Here is a 16208-nt window from a genome sequence, read left to right on the forward strand (position 1 = left end):
ATGACGACGATCATCAACTTCCTGAATACGATCTTCTGGGGATATGTTCTGATTTACGGCCTGTTGGCGGTCGGGATCTACTTCACCATCCGGCTTGGTTTCATACAATTCCTACATTTCGGCGAGATGTTCCGCTGCGTGCTTGGCTCGCGTGCAGGCGACAAGGATGGCATTTCGCCCTTTCAGGCGCTGACCGTCAGTCTGGCCAGCCGCGTCGGAACGGGCAACATTGCCGGAGTCGCGGTCGCGATCACGCTTGGCGGTCCGGGGGCCATTTTCTGGATGTGGATGGTCGCCCTTGTCGGCATGGCGACTGCCTATGCGGAATCGACCCTTGCCCAGCTTTACAAGGAACATGGACCGGGAGGGATGTATCGCGGCGGGCCTGCCTATTACATCCAGAAAGGGTTGGGGCAGGGCTGGCTTGCGGGTCTGTTCGCGGTCGCCCTGATCATCGCGTTCGGGCTGATCTTCAACTCGGTGCAGTCGAATTCGATCGCCGAGGCGGTGTCGGGGGCCTTTGGCATCAACAAGGTGGTCGTCGGCGTGCTGGTGGCGGTCCTGACCGGAGTTATCATCTTCGGCGGCATCCCGCAGATTGCGCGGGTCGCCGAATTCGTCGTCCCCTTCATGGCGGGGGCCTACCTGCTGGCGGCGGCATGGGTGCTGATCACCAACTTCACCGAAGTTCCCGGCGTTCTGGGCCATATCGTGGCCTCGGCGTTCGGCTGGAGCGAGGCGGCCGGCGGAGTGGCAGGCGGGATGGCCGCGGCCATGCTGAACGGCGTCAAGCGCGGGCTCTTCTCGAACGAGGCCGGCATGGGCTCGGCCCCGAACATCGCGGCGGTCGCGGTTCCGGCACCGCATCACCCCTCGAGCCAAGGCTTCGTGCAGGCGCTTGGCGTCTTTATCGACACCCTGCTGGTTTGCTCGGCCACCGCTGTCATGATCCTGCTCTCGGGCGCGATCCCCAGTGCCGAACTGACCGGAGTCGCCCTGACCCAAGCCGCCTTGACCGAACATTTCGGCGCGTTCGGACAGTATTTCGTGGCAATCGCGATCTTCTTCTTCGCCTTCACCTCGATCATCGGCAATTATGCCTATGCCGAAAACGCCATCATCTTCCTTGGCCATGGTCATCAAAGCGTTGTGTTGGCCTTGCGAGTGGCGGTGCTGGGCATGGTGATCTGGGGGGCGATCCAGTCGGTGCAGACGGTGTTCGACTTTGCCGATGCCTCGATGGGGCTGATGGCGACGATCAACCTGATCGCAATCGTTGCCCTGTCGGGTACGATCGCTTATGTCACCCGCGACTATCTGAGCCAGCGCGCGGCAGGGAAACAGCCGACCTTCCATATCTCGGATCACCCCGAGATCGCGCTGGGGGTGAACCATACAATCTGGAAATAGCACTTGATCACCATCTATCACAAACCGACCTGCAGCACCTCGCGCAAGGTGCTGCAGATGATCCGCGATGCCGGTTTCGAGCCGCAGGTCATCGATTATGTCAAAACCGGCTGGAGCCGCGACGAGTTGCAAGACCTGCTTGCCGCCGCCAATGTGACGCCGGCACAGGCGCTGCGGGTCAAGGGCACCGATGCGGCCGAACGCGGGTTGGTTGGCGCGGATGACAAGACCATCCTTGACCAGATGCTGGAAAACCCGGCCTTGGTCGAGCGGCCCATCGTCAGCGGCCCCGGCGGCGTTCGCCTTTGCCGTCCGGCGGAACTGGTCGCCCAGACCTTCGCCCGCTAAGCATTCCCCCACACTTTCGCATTCCGCCCGCGCGTGATAAGGCGCGCGGGAACCGCAAGGAAAGCCGCCATGTCCGATCTGACCACCCTTCGCCAGTCCTATCTCGACCGCATCTCCGGCGCTGCCGATGGTGATGCGCTGGAACAGGTGCGCCTTGGCGCGCTTGGCAAGAAGGGCGAGATCAGCGGCATGATGAAGGAACTGGGTCGCATGACGCCGGAAGAGCGGCAGACCCGCGGTGCCGACCTGAACCGCCTGAAGGATGAGATCGACGCCGCCCTGCGCGCCCGCAAGCAGGGGCTTGAGGATGCGGCCCTCGACGCCCGCTTGAAGGAAGAATGGCTCGACGTCACCCTGCCGGGCCGCCCGCGCGGCCAAGGCACCATTCACCCGGTCAGCCAAGTGACCGAGGAAGTCACCGCGATCTTCGCCGATATGGGCTTCCGCGTCGCCGAAGGCCCGCAGATCGAATCCGACTGGTTCAATTTTGATGCGCTGAACATCCCGCCGGAACACCCCGCGCGACAGGAACACGACACCTTCTTCATGGCCCGCGCCGAGGACGATCCGCGCCCGCCGCATGTCCTGCGCACCCATACCTCGCCGGTGCAGATCCGCGCCATGCAGGCGACCGGCGCGCCGATCCGCGTCATCGCGCCGGGCCGCGTCTATCGCATGGACATGGACCAGACCCATTCGCCCATGTTCCACCAAGTCGAGGGCCTCGCCTTGGGCAAGGATATCTCGATGGCGAACCTGAAATGGACGCTGGAAGAATTCTGCCGCGCCTTCTTCGAGGTCGACAATGTCGAGCTGCGCTTCCGCGCCTCGCATTTCCCCTTCACCGAGCCTTCGGCCGAGGTCGATATCCGCTGCTCGTGGGAAGGCGGCAAACTGACCATCGGCGAGGGCAACTCGTGGCTGGAGATTCTCGGCTCGGGCATGGTCCATCCCAAGGTGCTGGCGGCGGCTGGCGTTGACCCTGAACAATGGCAAGGCTTCGCCTTCGGTATGGGCATCGACCGGATCGCCATGCTGAAATACGGCATCCCTGACCTGCGCGCCTTCTTCGAATCCGACCTGCGTTGGCTGCGCCATTATGGCTTTGCCGCGGGTGATGTGCCCAGCGTGGCAGGTGGTTTGTCGCGGTAATCCGTCACAGACCTGCCAAACCTGACGAGCGTGCATCGGGCCATTCGCTAGAATGGCCCTTTTGCGTCAGGCTGCCGATACGTCCGGAGAAGTCTGGATCGTCTGCATGGAATAGCGCTCGCGCAGCGCGTCCCTGTCCGTCCGGATCATGCCGGGGATCAGGAACAGATCGACAAGGCACCAGATTCCGACCGCAGCGAGCAGGATTAGCCCAACGCCGATGACCAGTGTCAACCATCCAAGAATGAACATGATCAGCATCGCGATTGCGGTGCCGATCTGGCCCAGATAAAAGCGGTGCGCGCCCAAACCCCCGACGAATATCAACAGCAGATAGGCGACGACCGGTGATTTCGCGTCATTGGCAAGGCGCTGTTCAACGAGCATTTGTTGTTGTGTGGTCAGGCTCATTCCATATCCCCTGTGGCTTTTCAAGATCGCCAGAATTTCGATGTATTACGTAAATTCAACTACTTGAGTGAACTTATAGTTAACCGCCGACCGGCTTGCGGCATTAAATCAGGCCAGCGTTCCGCGCAGGGCTGACTTTTGCCTGCGTCAACATATTGCACATAACCTGCCTTCCCAACGGCGAGATCGCGTGCCACCTTCTAAGGGGGAAATGATGCGTCCGGCCGCCGGTTGTTCCAGCGGTGCTGCGGGCTGAAATCATGAGCGAGGTTCAGAATGGTCGATATTACGATCAATGCGAATGCACCGGGTTCGTATGTAGAGAACATTGGCGGCAACGGCACGGACGATACCGTCACGATCATCGTCACCGAGGATTTTTCCGGCACGGTCGTCGTCAACTCGTCGCCGACCGATGGAGAAATCGAAAACGTCGATGTCCAGCTTCCGCCGGGCTGGACGGTCACCACGACGTCCTTCGACGAGGATGACAGCGAAACCCCGTCCTACAAGCACGCGACCTATGTCGTGCGAAATGCCAATGGCGACGAGGTCGGAACTGTCGACTTCACCGTGAACGAGATCAATGGCGCGCCCTGTTTCGCTCGTGACACGTTGATCGAAACGCCGCGCGGTCCGGTCGCGGTACAGGATATCACGATCGGGGACCAGGTCAGCACTCGCGATCATGGCGCGCAAACCGTGCGGTGGGTCGGATCGGCGAAACTTGGCCGCGCGGCACTGGCCCTGAACCCGCATCTCAAACCGATCCGCATTGCGGCAGGGGCATTGGGTCATGGCCTGCCTCTGTCTGATCTACTTGTCTCGCCACAGCATCGCGTGCTTGTGCGTTCGCAGATCGCGCAAAGGATGTTCGGCGCGCCCGAGGTTCTGGTCGCCGCAAAGCAGCTTCTGTCCGTCGCGGGCATCGACATCGCGACCGATCTGGCCGAGGTCGAGTATTTCCACATCCTGTTCGATGCCCACGAGGTTGTCACCTCGAACGGTGCGCAGACGGAATCGCTTTACCCCGGTCCCGAGGCGCTGCGATCCATCGGAAAAGCGGGGGCCGAGGAAATCTCTGCCCTGTTCCCGCATCTGCGCGATCAGGCACCGGCTCCGGCGCGGATTCTGCCTCTGGGCCGGCAATGCCGCCAATTGGCCCAGCGTCATGCCAGACACGATAAATTCCTGCAATAACCCGTCAGCCCGTTCGTAGCTGGGCCAGCAGGTCCAGCAAAGCGTCGGGCTGAATGGCCGCGGGTGGCGAATAGGGGTTCGAGAAGGCAAAGATCATGAACATGACGATGCCGGTATAGGCGCTGAAAATCGACAGCAGCACGATGTTCTGTCGCTCGGGTGGAAAGATGTAATAGCCCGCCGCGATCAGGATCATGCCCGAGATCGCGGCGAACCAGAAGATCGCGATGGTGGGCAGGGACCATGTCAGGTCACGCTGGTTTCGCGCCCGCGATATATCATGAATGCGGGCCAACATATTTGCCGCAAGCGCCTGCTGCCGCGCGCTTTCGGGAGTCAGGTTCAACACGTCGCGATAGGCGTCGTCCCATGCAATCCAGCCCTCGCCCGACAATTGCCCGCCGGGTCCGTTTTTGGGCCATTCCTTGTCGGTGGCGATCTGCAGATAGCGCAGCATCGCGGCCTTGATCGGTTCGGTTTCGGAGGCCTCGTAGCGTTCGGCATCGTGATAGATATCGGCGATGGCGTTGGCTTCGCCCGACAACACCGCCTCGAGTCGCTGATAAGAGGTCATCTCCTGAGCGAAAACCAGCGCAAGGATCAGGCCCTGCAATGCTCCAAGCCGGACGACTACCGAGCCGGCCATCTCTTTGTGCCGTTCGTATTCTGGACTGGCCAGCAAGGCGCGGGTCAGGAAATAGGTGACTAGCGAAATCGCGATGGAGCCGCCGACAAAGGCGACCCCGTAGAATGCGCTGGGCCACAGACCGATCATTCAACGGATGATTGGCCAGATGGTCCGGCAAGGCAAAGGGATTTTTATCTCAGCGTCGACCCGAGTCGCCTGCGGATGTCGTCCTTGTCGTCCTGTATCATCCCGGGGATCAGGAACAGGTCGATCACGGCCCAAAGCCAGACCACCCCGAGCAGCGGCCATCCGATCAGGACCGGAGACAGCAGCCAGCCGATGCCGGACATCGCCAGCATGATCAACCCGCTCAACCAACGGCCCAGATACATGCGATGCGCGCCGAAGCCCCAAAGCAGGATCGCCAGAAGATAGGCCACCAGCGGCGACTTGGCGTCATTCGCGACCCTCTGTTCGATCAGCATTTCCCGGTTGGTGTCCATCGGTCCTCTGTCCTTGATGTTTACGATATTAACATAGGAAGGCCCAGCCGCCGGACAAGGGGCGCGGCGCAAGGGCTGTGTACAACCTGTGTACGCGCGGTGTACGCCTGCTGCACGTCCGGCGCGGTCCCATTCCCCGCAAATGCGGGGAAATCGCAGCACTGGCCAATGTCGCGGTGCACGACCCTACCAATCCGCCGCGCCATGCGCTAAGGGACGCCCAAACCCGACGGAGCCGCGCCATGAAATTCACCCTCTCCTGGCTAAAGGAGCATCTCGACACCACCGCCTCGATCGACCAGATCGCCGAGGCGCTGACCGATCTCGGCCTCGAGGTCGAGGGCATCGTCGACCCCGCATCCAAGCTGAAGACCTTTACCATCGCCAAGGTGATCGAGGCGGTTCAGCACCCCGATGCCGACCGGCTGCGCGTCTGCCGCGTGATGACGGATGAGGGCGAAAAGCAGATCGTCTGCGGCGCGCCCAATGCCCGTGAAGGCATCACCGTCGTGCTGGCAAAGCCCGGCGATTACGTCCCGGGCCTTGATGTCACGCTGAGCGTCGGCAAGATCCGTGGCGTGGAATCCCACGGCATGATGGCCTCGGAACGCGAGCTGGAGCTGTCGGAAGAGCATAATGGCATTATCGAACTGCCCTCGGGCGAGGTCGGGGACAAGTTCGTCGACTGGCTGGCCGCGAACCGGCCCGAGACGGTCGATCCGGTCATTGAGATCAAGATCACCCCGAACCGTCCCGACGCGCTTGGTGTCCATGGCGTCGCCCGCGATCTGGCGGCGCGTGGCCTTGGCACGCTGAAAGCGGTCGGCGATGCGACCGTTCCGGGCAGCTTCGCCTCGCCGATCAAGGTGGTGATCGCGCCGGAAGTGGCCGCGAAGGCGCCGTTCTTCTCGGGGCGGCTGATCCGTGGCGTCAAGAACGGCCCCTCGCCGGAATGGCTGCAAAAACGCCTGACGGCCATCGGCCTGCGTCCGATCAATTCGCTGGTCGATATCACCAACTTCTTCACCTTCGACCTGAACCGCCCGCTGCATGTCTTTGACGCGGCCAAGGTCAAGGGCGACCTGCATGTCCGCCCCTCGGTTCAGGGTGAGGAACTGCTGGCGCTGGACGGCAAGACCTATGCCTTTGCCCCCGGCACGATGATCATCGCCGATGAAAACGGCCCCGAAAGCATCGCCGGCATCATGGGCGGCGAGCATTCGGGCTGCGCGGATGAGACGGTCGATGTCTTCCTTGAAAGCGCCTATTGGGACCCGATCGCGATTGCGACGGCGGGCCGCGCGCTCAAGATCAACTCGGATGCGCGCTACCGTTTCGAGCGCGGCGTGGACCCCAGCTTCACCCAACCGGGGCTGGAACTGGCGACGCGGATGATCCTTGATCTGTGCGGCGGCGAGGCCTCCGAGGTCGTGACCGCAGGCAGCGTTCCCGACACCAGCCGCAGCTATACGCTGGAGCCCGCCCGCGTCATCAGCCTTGTCGGCATGGAGATCCCCGAGGCCGAGCAGCGCGCCACGCTGACCGCCCTTGGCTTCCGTCTGGAAGGCGATCAGGCTTTCGTTCCCGGCTGGCGTCCTGACGTGCTGGGCAGCGCCGATCTGGTCGAGGAAGTGGCCCGCATCGCCTCGCTGACCAAGCTGCAAGGCCAGCCTTTGCCGCGCCCGCAATCGGGCGTGCCGCAGCCGGTTCTGACCCCCTTGCAGACCCGCGAAAAGGCCGCGCGCCGTTTGGCGGCAAGCCTTGGTTACAATGAATGCGTGACCTATAGCTTCATCGACAAGGCGCAGGCGGAACTGTTCGGCGGCGGCTCGGATGCGCTGCGCATCGAGAACCCGATCAGCAGCGAGATGACGCATATGCGCCCCGACCTGCTGCCGGGTCTGCTGGCGGCGGCGGCGCGCAATCAGGCGCGCGGCTTCATGGACCTGTCGCTGTTCGAATGTGGCCCGGTCTTCTCGGGCGGTGAGCCGGGCGAGCAGGACCTGCATCTGTCGGGTATCCTTGTCGGTGCGACCGCGCCGCGCGACCCCTTCGCCTCGCGCCGTAAGGTCGATATCTATGACGCCAAGGCCGATGCCGAAGCGATCCTGCAGGTGATCGGCGCGCCCGCGAAAGCCCAGATCAACCGCAAGCTGGACGGCTGGTGGCATCCGGGCCGCGCGGGCAATATCGCGCTGGGTCCGAATACGCTGGCGAGCTTCGGCGAGGTTCACCCCCGCGTCCTGCGCCATTTCGGCATCAAGGGCACGGTCGTGGCCTTTACCATCCGCATCGCGGCGATCCCGCTGCCCAAGGTCAAGACGCCCTCGCGCCCGGCGCTGGTTCTGTCGGATCTGCAAGCGGTCGAGCGTGACTTTGCCTTTGTCGTGGACGGCAATGTCGAGGCTCTGACGCTGGTCAATGCCGCCGCCGGTGCGGATAAGGCGCTGATCGAGCGCGTCTCGGTCTTTGACCAGTTCGCGGGTCTGGACGGCGGCAAGAAATCCATCGCGATCACCGTGCGCTTGCAGCCCAAGGACAAGACCCTGACCGATGCCGAGATCGAGGCCGTCAGCGCCAAGATCGTCGAAAAGGTCACCAAGGCCACCGGCGGCACTTTGCGCAGCTGATCATACACAAACGGCCCGCCCATCCGGCGGGCCGTTTGCATTCAGGCCCGCCGCCGCATCTGGGACAAAGCCGGGACCGATAGGCCCAAAAGCAGCAGCGCAAGCGGGACCGAGAAGAAGAAGCCAAGCTTCGAATACCCCACCGCGCCGGTGATCCCGCCCAACACGAAAGCGCCAATCAGGGTCAGCAGGATCTTGAGCTTCAGCCTGTCGGCCCGGACGCCCGAGGCGGGGCGCAACCGTCCGAACATCGCCCGGCCAATCTCAATCCCGATATCCGTCATCATCCCGGTCGCATGGGTCGTGCGCACGCGGGCATAGGAAATCTTGGTGATGGTCGCGTTCTGCATTCCCATGATGAAGCACAGGCAGGCCAGCGCGAATAGCCGCCCCGCGACGCTTGAAAAAATGCCGCCCCATGCGAAGCACAGCAGAAACACCCCCTGAAGCGCGATGGGCAGGGCATATTGCCTGCGCCCGACGCGGAAGCTTGCCCAGTTGATCAAGAGGCTGCTGAAGCTCGCGCCCGCCGCGAAGGCGCTGACTGCCAGAAAGGCGGTCGCGGCATGGGGCAGGTCGCCACCCACCAATCGGTCCGGGATCTCGGAAAGATGGCCCGTCACATGCGAGGTATATTGCCCCAGCGCGAAGAAGCCGCCCGCATTGGCGGCCCCGGCGACAAAGGCAAGGATCGTCGCCAAGGCATAATCGCTGCCGGGGCTGCGCCGATGGCCCAGCAGAACGCGGGCCGATGCGAAGGGGCGGGTGATGCGCTTGCGTCGAGCCATGTCATCGCCGCTTTGGGGAAAGCCAGCCGCCGGATATCGGCGACTGGCAGCAGGTTCACGCCGCGCCGACCAGCCGGCCGCGCTGCACGGCGGGGCGGGCAAGGAAGCGGTCCAGATAGGCCTGAACATTGGCCATGTCGGACATGCCGGTTTCGACCTCGGCGTCGTAATTCAGGCGCACCGTCCCCAGCCATGGCGCGACCGCCATATCGGCGATGGAATATTCGCCGGTGATCCAGTCTTTGCCGTCCAACTGCTTCTCGAGCACGCCCAGCAGACGCCGTGCTTCGTTGTAATAACGGGTGCGCGGACGCGGGTCTTCGATCTCCTTGCCCTTGTAGCGGTGGAAGAACCCGACCTGTCCGAACATCGGTCCGACGCCGCCCATCTGCCACATCAGCCATTGGATCGTGTGATAGCGCGCCTCGCCCGAGGCAGGCAGGAACTTTCCGGTCTTGTCGCCCAGATAGATCAACATGGCTCCGGTCTCGAACAGACCCAGCGGCTTGCCGTCCGGCCCGTTCGGGTCGATCATGGCAGGGATCTTGTTGTTCGGGTTCAGTGACAGGAATTCGGGGGTGAACTGGTCCTCGGGGTTGCCGATGCTGATATGATGCGCGTCATATTCAAGCCCGCATTCCTCGAGCATGACCGAGGTCTTGATGCCGTTCGGGGTGTTCAGCGTGTAAAGCTGGATGACGTCCTGACGGACAGGCGGCCAGCGACGGGTGATCGGAAAATCTGAAAGGGCAGACATTTTGGATAGATCCTGAGCAATCTTTGAGGGATGGTTGCTGAGTGGAACGGCACATACCTACCACATCAGCGCGACAGGTCTGAGAAAAGGTAAGCACATGCTCAACGAGTTCAAGGAGTTCATCGCCCGAGGCAATGTTGTCGATCTGGCGGTGGGTATCATCATTGGTGCGGCGTTCACGGCGATCGTAAACTCGCTGGTTGCCGACCTGATCAACCCGATCATCGGCCTTCTGACCGGCGGCACGGATTTCAGCGGCCACTATCTGGTTCTGAAAGGCACTGTGCCCGAGGGCGCAAGCCTTGCCGCGGCCCGCGATGCCGGTGCCTCGGTCTTTGCCTATGGTTCGTTCTTGTCGGCCATCATCAATTTCCTGATCATCGCTTGGGCCGTGTTCTTGCTGGTGAAGGCCGTGAACAAGGTCCAGAACAGCGCCGTACTCAAGAAAAAAGCCGAAGAGGCAGCGGCTCCGGCGGGTCCGACGCAGGAAGAACTGCTCATGGAGATCCGCGACGAATTGCGCGCGACCCGTGCCTGATTGCCCTGAACGGACCGGCGGCGTGCGGTTTTCGCGCGCCGTTTTCTTTTTTGCCTGTGACGGATAGGCTGCACAAAAATCCCCTCATCGGGGCCAGAATGTGCAGGGAACTCCGTCGTGATCGAGATTGACGCAACAGACCGCCGTATCCTGTCCGTCCTGCAACGCGCCGGACGCATCACCAATGCCGAGCTTGCCGCCGAGGTCAGCCTTTCTCCCAGTGCTTGCCATCGCCGTGTCCAGCGTCTGGAGGAAACCGGTCTGATCCGCGGTTATGTCGCGCTTCTGGATGCCCGCAAACTTGAACGCCCGACGACCGTCTTTGTCGAGATCACCCTGTCTGGGCAGGCGGACGAATTGCTGGAAGCATTCGAGCGGGCCGTGCGCACCATTCCGGATGTGCTGGAATGTCACCTGATGGCGGGATCGGCGGACTATCTGTTGAAAGTCGTAGCTCAAGACACCGACGATTTCGCCCGAATCCACCGCCAGCGCTTGGCCAAGCTACCCGGCGTAGCGCAGATGCACTCGTCCTTCTCGCTCAAGACGGTGGCCTTCACGACTGCCTTGCCGGTCTGAGCGGAGGTCGCCTTCGGGCAAAAAAAGAAACCCCCGAAGCCTGGGCTACGGAGGGTTCAAGAAACACGTGTCGCAGTGTCTTACAGCGCGCCTTCGCGTTGCGCTTTTTTGCGTGCCAGTTTACGGGCACGGCGGACGGCCTCGGCCTTTTCACGGGCCTTCTTGACCGAGGGTTTCTCGAAATGCTGCTTGAGCTTCATTTCACGGAACACCCCCTCGCGCTGAAGTTTTTTCTTCAGAGCACGAAGCGCCTGTTCGACGTTATTGTCGCGAACACTTACCTGCATGTGGTTGTCACCACCTTCCTAAGTTAGAGTTGAGCGAATTGCAGGAAGCGGCCTTCTAGCAGGGCGAATCGCTTTTGTCCAGATTTTCTCCGGCCATCCACAGGAGGGTATAATGACCACCGAACGGGACAGGTTAATAGACGCCGCGCTCGAACATGTGATCTTCGACGGCATGAGCGAGAAGGCCGTTTTGGCGGGTGCGCGTGACATCGGCATGTCGCCACATCTGGCCCATGTCCATCTGCCGCGAGCAGGCCTGGATCTGGCGGCGGCCTATCACCGGCGCGGCGACGCGGCATTGCGGCAATGGCTGGCGACCACGCCGCTGCAAGGTCGCTTCCGCGACCGGATCACAGATGCGGTGATGCATAGACTGACACTGAGCAACCGCGAAATGGCGCGCGCAGGGGCTGTCACGCTGGCGCTGCCGCAGAACGCGGCCTTGGGTGCGCGACTGATCTGGGAGACCACCGACGCCGTTTGGGAAGGGCTGGGTGATAACTCGCAGGACGTGAACTGGTATTCGAAGCGCGCGACGCTTTCGACCGTGTACGGCGCGACCGTGCTGTATTGGCTGGGCGACGATTCGCCCGAGATGGACGACACCCGCGCGTTTCTGGATCGGCGGATCGAAGGCGTCATGCGCTTCGAGAAAATCAAGGGTCGGCTAGGAAGCCTGCCCGGTGTCGGAACCTTGGCCGGTTTTGCCACCGGTTGGATCAGGCGTCCGACGCGTTCTTCTTCTCCGGGCTCGTTACGGGATCGGACGCTCCCCGAGGCCGAAAGGGGCGATGCATGATTCCTGACATGATGCAGGCCGTCGAAATCACCGAGGCCGGCGCGCCCGAGGTGCTGAAATCTGTCGCACGCGCGGTACCGGTCGCTGGCCATGGTCAAATCCTGATCCGCGTCGCATGGGCGGGCGTCAACCGGCCCGATGCATTGCAGCGTGCGGGTCTTTATGCGCCACCTGCAGGAGCGTCGGATCTGCCGGGACTGGAATGCTCGGGGACGGTTGTGGGCATCGGGATTGGGGTGAACCGCTGGAAAGTGGGCGATCAGGTCTGCGCACTTTTGCCCGGTGGCGGATATGCCGAATATGTGACTTGTCCGGCCGATCACGCGCTTCCCATCCCGAAGGGGGTAAGTTTGCGTGATGCTGCCGCATTGCCTGAAACCGCTTTCACCGTGTGGTCAAACATCGTCACGCGCGGTCGCCTGAAGGCAGGTGAGCGTTTTCTGGTGCAAGGCGGCACGTCCGGCATCGGGACAATGGCCATCCAGATCGCGAATGCTTTGGGCGCCCGTGTCTGGGCGACCGCCGGATCGGATGACAAATGCGAAGCGATCAGGAAACTGGGCGCAACGCCGATCAACTACCGGACCGAGGATTTTGTTGCCGTCCTGCACAAGGCAGGTGGGGCAAATCTGCTTCTGGACATGGTTGGAGGCGACTATATCGCCCGAAACCTGCGGGCACTTGCCGATGACGGTCGCCTTGTGATGATCGCGTTTCTGGGAGGGGCCAAAGCGGATATCAATTTTGCCCAGATCATGATGCGGCGGCTTACGGTGACCGGATCGACGTTGCGGCCCCAAACCGACGCGGCCAAGGCCAGTATCGCGCGGGATCTGTCCGCGCAGCTTTGGCCGCTGATCGAGGCCGGTGCGGTTCGCCCGATCATCGACAGCACCTATCCATTGGCCGATGCCGCCTTGGCGCATGAACGCATGGAAACCAGCAAACATATCGGCAAGATCATGTTGCAGGTCGCAGCCGAGTCTTGATGCAGAAAGCCTGCGAGCCTTGTCAAGGGGTGCGAATCGGGAACCGGACCTGGCTGTTGACAGGCCGGAAACCGAAGCGCCGCGATTAACGCGGCGCTTGCATCAGGAAGGTGCCTTGGCAATCGCGGCGGCTGTCATGCGCACATTGCCGTGGTTCAAGGTCTTTGGTCAGACAGATCCGAACCTCTTGCAAGGCGCGGGCGCGGCAGGTGACCGTTATGCCTTCGGGCTTCATGTCGGGGTTGGTTTCCAGAAACGCCTGTTCGATCACGCGTGAGGGTAAGGTCACATCGCGCGACAGCCGGTTCAGCACCTCGGGCAGGTGGACCCGCTTGGTGGCTGTCCTGACCAGCGCAAAATAGTCATGCGCGGTCAGTCCCGAGCAACGGCCGTGTTTTTTCCATTGATACCAAGCCAGTCCGCTGGTTCCCATCACGTCGGCCATGTCGCGCGTCTCGCGTCTGGATGGGTCGCGGGCATTGGTCGCGCAATCCTCGGGCCAGCCTTTCTCGTGCTGGGGCCACAGGCCGTGGACGGTAAAGCCCAGCTTGCGACCGGGATCGCATTGTTCGGATCCCTCGGCGCTGCCTTCCTGCGCGCACCAACTGGGCGACCAACTGAGTGACAACACATAATAATCGAAGTCTCCGGCCCTATCACGGGCTTGGGCGGGCGTTGTCAGGCAGGTGGCAAGGATAAGGGCGATAAGCGTTTTCATGGCGCAAGCCTAGCTGCGCAGGCCATCCCGCGCCACGAAATTCAGGCTTTATTCCGCGTCCATGAAGCCTTATATAACCTGTCAATCCCTCCCCTGAAAATGGAATGGCACCCGCCAAAAGCCGTTTTCCCGGCCGAAGAAGATATTGTTAAGGAGAACGTCATGAATAAGCCGCTGATGGCCAAGGCCACCGCCGTCTGGCTGGTCGACAACACGACGCTAAGCTTCAAGCAGATCGGCGACTTCTGTGGCATGCACGAACTCGAGGTTCAGGGCATTGCCGATGGCGACGTGGCGGTTGGCGTGAAGGGCTTCGATCCGATTGCCTCGAACCAGCTTGATCAGATCGAGATCGAGAAGGGTCAGAAAGATCCGCGCTACAAGCTGAAGCTCAAGCACAATCCTGCCGCCGAGGGTGAGGAAAAACGTCGCGGCCCGCGTTACACGCCACTGTCCAAACGTCAGGACCGTCCCGCCGCGATCCTGTGGCTGGTGAAGTTCCATCCCGAGCTGGCCGATGCGCAGATCTCGAAGCTGGTCGGTACGACCAAGCCGACGATCGCGTCGATCCGTGACCGGACGCATTGGAACATCCAGAACATCCAGCCGATCGATCCGGTTGCCTTGGGGCTGTGCCGTCAGACCGAGTTGGACTCGGCCGTTCAGAAAGCCGCCAAGCGCAAAGCTGCCGAAGGTGGTGCGATGACCGATGACGAGCGTCGCAAGCTGTTGTCGACCGAAACCTCGCTGGCGATGTCCGACGAGCCGCGCGTGCCGGATTCGATGGCCGGACTCGAGAACTTCACCTTGTCGCGCGATGACGACAAACCGGCGAAGGAAGAGAAGCTGGATGCCGAAAGCTTCTTCAACCTGCCGGCCTCGGATGAAGACGACGAAGAAGAAGATAACTGATTAGTTTAAAACCCCGGGGCGCTGCTCCGGGGTTTCGCGTTCTGCATGATCAAACCGACAGGCAGATATATTTCAGCTCAAGATAATCCTCGATCCCGTGGCGCGAGCCTTCGCGACCAAGCCCTGATTGCTTGACGCCACCGAACGGCGCGACCTCGGTCGAGATGATCCCCGTATTCACCCCGACAATGCCGTATTCAAGCGCTTCCTGAACGCGTGTGATGCGGCCGATATCGCGGGCATAGAAATATGAGGCGAGGCCGAAGATGGTGGCATTGGCGTAAGCGATTGCCTCGTCCTCGGTGTCGAACTTGAACAGGGGGGCGAGGGGGCCGAAAGTTTCCTCGTTCGCGACTTTCATCGTCTGGGTGATACCAGTCACGACGGTTGGCTCGAAGAACAGTCCCTCGATCGGCTTGCCGCCGGTCACGACCTGCGCGCCGTTATCGACCGCGTCACGGATATGGTCCTGTACCTTCTCGACGGCCTTTTCGTTGATCAGGGGACCGGTGGTCACGCCTTCGGTCAGGCCGTCGCCGACTTTCAGCTTCTCGACGGCCTTGGCCAGTTTGTCGGCAAAGGCATCGTAGACCCGAGCCTGCACATAGATACGGTTCGCGCAGACGCATGTCTGGCCGTTATTGCGGAATTTCGAGGCCATCGCGCCTTCGACCGCCGCATCCAGATCGGCATCGTCAAAGACGATGAAGGGCGCGTTTCCGCCCAGTTCCATCGAGCATTTCAGCACCTGATCCGCCGCCTGACGCAAAAGGATACGTCCCGTATTGGTCGAGCCGGTGAAAGTGAGCTTACGGATCAGCGGATTTTCACAGAATTCCTTGCCAATATCCGAGGCCTTGGTCGAGGGCACGATATTGAACAGGCCCTTGGGCAGTCCTGCGCGTTCGCCCAGCACCGCCATCGCAAGTGCCGACAGCGGGGTTTCCGAGGCAGGACGGCCGACAAAGCCGCAGCCTGCCGCGATGGCGGGGGCGCATTTGCGGGCGATCATAGCATTCGGGAAATTCCACGGCGTGATCGAGCCGACGACCCCGATCGGCTGGCGGATCACGGTCAGGCGCTTGTCGGGCATATGGCCGGGAATGGTTTCGCCGTAAATGCGTTTGGCCTCCTCGCCGAACCATTCGACGAAACTGGCGCCATATGCGATCTCGCCTTTGGCCTCGGGCAGGGGCTTGCCCATTTCGGCAGTCAGGATCTTGCCCAGATCATCCTGGTTTTCCATCATCAGGTCGTACCATTTGCGCATGACCTGTGCCCGGTCCTTGGCGGTGCGGGCTGCCCATAGCTTCATCGCCTGGTCGGCGGCCTTGATCGCGCGAGCGACCTCGGTGCGGCCCAGATCGGCCACATGTGCGATCACATCGCCGCGCGCCGGATTGGTTACCGCAAAGGTCGCGCCATCATCTGCGCCAACCCATTCGCCTGCCACATAGGCGCGGGTTTCGAACAGCGAGGGGTCTTTCAGGATCATCTTCAGATCGGTCACATGCTTGTTCATCCGAATTCCTCGTTGGCAGGCCCGTAGGTTAACAGGC

At 61.7% G+C, this 16208-nt stretch carries 18 protein-coding genes; 10 read left to right on the forward strand and 8 right to left on the reverse strand.

Annotated features, from left to right (window positions below):
- The 3 genes from GL286_RS07830 to pheS all read left to right on the forward strand — a co-directional run bounded on the left by GL286_RS07830 (position 1) and on the right by pheS (position 2910).
- Positions 1-1410: an alanine/glycine:cation symporter family protein gene (locus GL286_RS07830; protein ID WP_155095009.1), complete on the forward strand. Its 1410-nt coding sequence runs from the start codon at positions 1-3 to the stop codon at positions 1408-1410.
- 3 nt (positions 1411-1413) lie between these two features.
- Positions 1414-1758: an arsenate reductase family protein gene (locus tag GL286_RS07835; RefSeq protein ID WP_155095010.1), complete on the forward strand. Its 345-nt coding sequence runs from the start codon at positions 1414-1416 to the stop codon at positions 1756-1758.
- A 69-nt stretch (positions 1759-1827) separates the two neighbouring features.
- The gene (gene pheS, locus GL286_RS07840) at positions 1828-2910 is read left to right on the forward strand and encodes a phenylalanine--tRNA ligase subunit alpha (RefSeq protein WP_155095011.1); all 1083 of its coding nucleotides are present in this window, start codon (positions 1828-1830) and stop codon (positions 2908-2910) included.
- A 66-nt stretch (positions 2911-2976) separates the two neighbouring features.
- On the opposite strand, the gene GL286_RS07845 is transcribed toward pheS, so the two are convergent.
- Positions 2977-3321: a TM2 domain-containing protein gene (locus GL286_RS07845; RefSeq protein WP_155095012.1), complete on the reverse strand. Its 345-nt coding sequence runs from the start codon at positions 3319-3321 to the stop codon at positions 2977-2979.
- A gap of 276 nt (positions 3322-3597) precedes the next feature.
- On the opposite strand from GL286_RS07845, the gene GL286_RS07850 reads away from it, so the two are divergent.
- Positions 3598-4521: a Hint domain-containing protein gene (locus GL286_RS07850; RefSeq protein ID WP_155095013.1), complete on the forward strand. Its 924-nt coding sequence runs from the start codon at positions 3598-3600 to the stop codon at positions 4519-4521.
- A 4-nt stretch (positions 4522-4525) separates the two neighbouring features.
- On the opposite strand, the gene GL286_RS07855 is transcribed toward GL286_RS07850, so the two are convergent.
- Both GL286_RS07855 and GL286_RS07860 read right to left on the reverse strand, forming a co-directional pair.
- On the reverse strand, positions 4526-5296 hold the full coding sequence (locus GL286_RS07855; RefSeq protein ID WP_155095014.1) for a bestrophin-like domain: 771 nt from the start codon (positions 5294-5296) through the stop codon (positions 4526-4528).
- A 44-nt stretch (positions 5297-5340) separates the two neighbouring features.
- Entirely contained in the window at positions 5341-5652 is a 312-nt protein-coding gene (locus GL286_RS07860; RefSeq protein WP_155095015.1) for a TM2 domain-containing protein, read from the reverse strand.
- Positions 5653-5894: 242 nt separating this feature from the next.
- Between GL286_RS07860 and pheT the strand changes: the two genes are divergently transcribed.
- Positions 5895-8282, forward strand: coding sequence for a phenylalanine--tRNA ligase subunit beta (pheT, locus tag GL286_RS07865; protein WP_155095016.1), 2388 nt, complete (start codon positions 5895-5897; stop codon positions 8280-8282).
- A 41-nt stretch (positions 8283-8323) separates the two neighbouring features.
- Here pheT and GL286_RS07870 read toward each other — a convergent pair whose 3' ends face one another.
- Positions 8324-9070 (reverse strand): YoaK family protein, encoded by a 747-nt coding sequence (locus GL286_RS07870; protein WP_170295101.1) that lies wholly within the window; start codon positions 9068-9070, stop codon positions 8324-8326.
- 55 nt (positions 9071-9125) lie between these two features.
- Positions 9126-9827 (reverse strand): glutathione S-transferase C-terminal domain-containing protein, encoded by a 702-nt coding sequence (locus GL286_RS07875; RefSeq protein ID WP_155095018.1) that lies wholly within the window; start codon positions 9825-9827, stop codon positions 9126-9128.
- A gap of 97 nt (positions 9828-9924) precedes the next feature.
- Between GL286_RS07875 and mscL the strand changes: the two genes are divergently transcribed.
- On the forward strand, positions 9925-10365 hold the full coding sequence (mscL, locus tag GL286_RS07880) for a large conductance mechanosensitive channel protein MscL (protein ID WP_155095019.1): 441 nt from the start codon (positions 9925-9927) through the stop codon (positions 10363-10365).
- 120 nt (positions 10366-10485) lie between these two features.
- Entirely contained in the window at positions 10486-10944 is a 459-nt protein-coding gene (locus tag GL286_RS07885) for an Lrp/AsnC family transcriptional regulator (protein WP_343038856.1), read from the forward strand.
- Positions 10945-11024: 80 nt separating this feature from the next.
- On the opposite strand, the gene rpsU is transcribed toward GL286_RS07885, so the two are convergent.
- Positions 11025-11231 (reverse strand): 30S ribosomal protein S21, encoded by a 207-nt coding sequence (gene rpsU, locus GL286_RS07890; protein ID WP_011748553.1) that lies wholly within the window; start codon positions 11229-11231, stop codon positions 11025-11027.
- Positions 11232-11343: 112 nt separating this feature from the next.
- Here rpsU and GL286_RS07895 point away from each other — a divergent pair, with 112 nt between their 5' ends.
- Together GL286_RS07895 and GL286_RS07900 are read left to right on the forward strand one after the other, a co-directional pair.
- Positions 11344-12030, forward strand: a complete 687-nt coding sequence (locus GL286_RS07895; protein WP_155095020.1) for a COQ9 family protein — start codon at positions 11344-11346, stop codon at positions 12028-12030.
- Positions 12027-13019 carry an NAD(P)H-quinone oxidoreductase gene (locus tag GL286_RS07900; protein WP_155095021.1) on the forward strand — a complete coding sequence of 331 codons (993 nt, stop codon included), beginning with the start codon at positions 12027-12029 and terminating at the stop codon, positions 13017-13019. Before GL286_RS07895 ends, GL286_RS07900 begins: the two co-directional genes overlap by 4 nt.
- Before the next feature lie 85 nt (positions 13020-13104).
- On the opposite strand, the gene GL286_RS07905 is transcribed toward GL286_RS07900, so the two are convergent.
- Positions 13105-13737 carry a ribonuclease T2 family protein gene (locus tag GL286_RS07905; RefSeq protein WP_155095022.1) on the reverse strand — a complete coding sequence of 211 codons (633 nt, stop codon included), beginning with the start codon at positions 13735-13737 and terminating at the stop codon, positions 13105-13107.
- A gap of 162 nt (positions 13738-13899) precedes the next feature.
- Between GL286_RS07905 and GL286_RS07910 the strand changes: the two genes are divergently transcribed.
- A complete protein-coding gene (locus GL286_RS07910) occupies positions 13900-14649 on the forward strand; it encodes a DUF1013 domain-containing protein (protein WP_155095023.1) in 750 nt (249 codons plus the stop codon).
- Between the two features lie 49 nt (positions 14650-14698).
- On the opposite strand, the gene GL286_RS07915 is transcribed toward GL286_RS07910, so the two are convergent.
- Positions 14699-16171 (reverse strand): NAD-dependent succinate-semialdehyde dehydrogenase, encoded by a 1473-nt coding sequence (locus tag GL286_RS07915; RefSeq protein ID WP_155095024.1) that lies wholly within the window; start codon positions 16169-16171, stop codon positions 14699-14701.
- Between the last annotated feature and the right edge of the window lie 37 nt (positions 16172-16208).

Source organism: Paracoccus aestuariivivens (assembly GCF_009711225.1).
In the GTDB taxonomy this organism is placed as follows: Bacteria; Pseudomonadota; Alphaproteobacteria; order Rhodobacterales; family Rhodobacteraceae; genus Paracoccus; species Paracoccus aestuariivivens.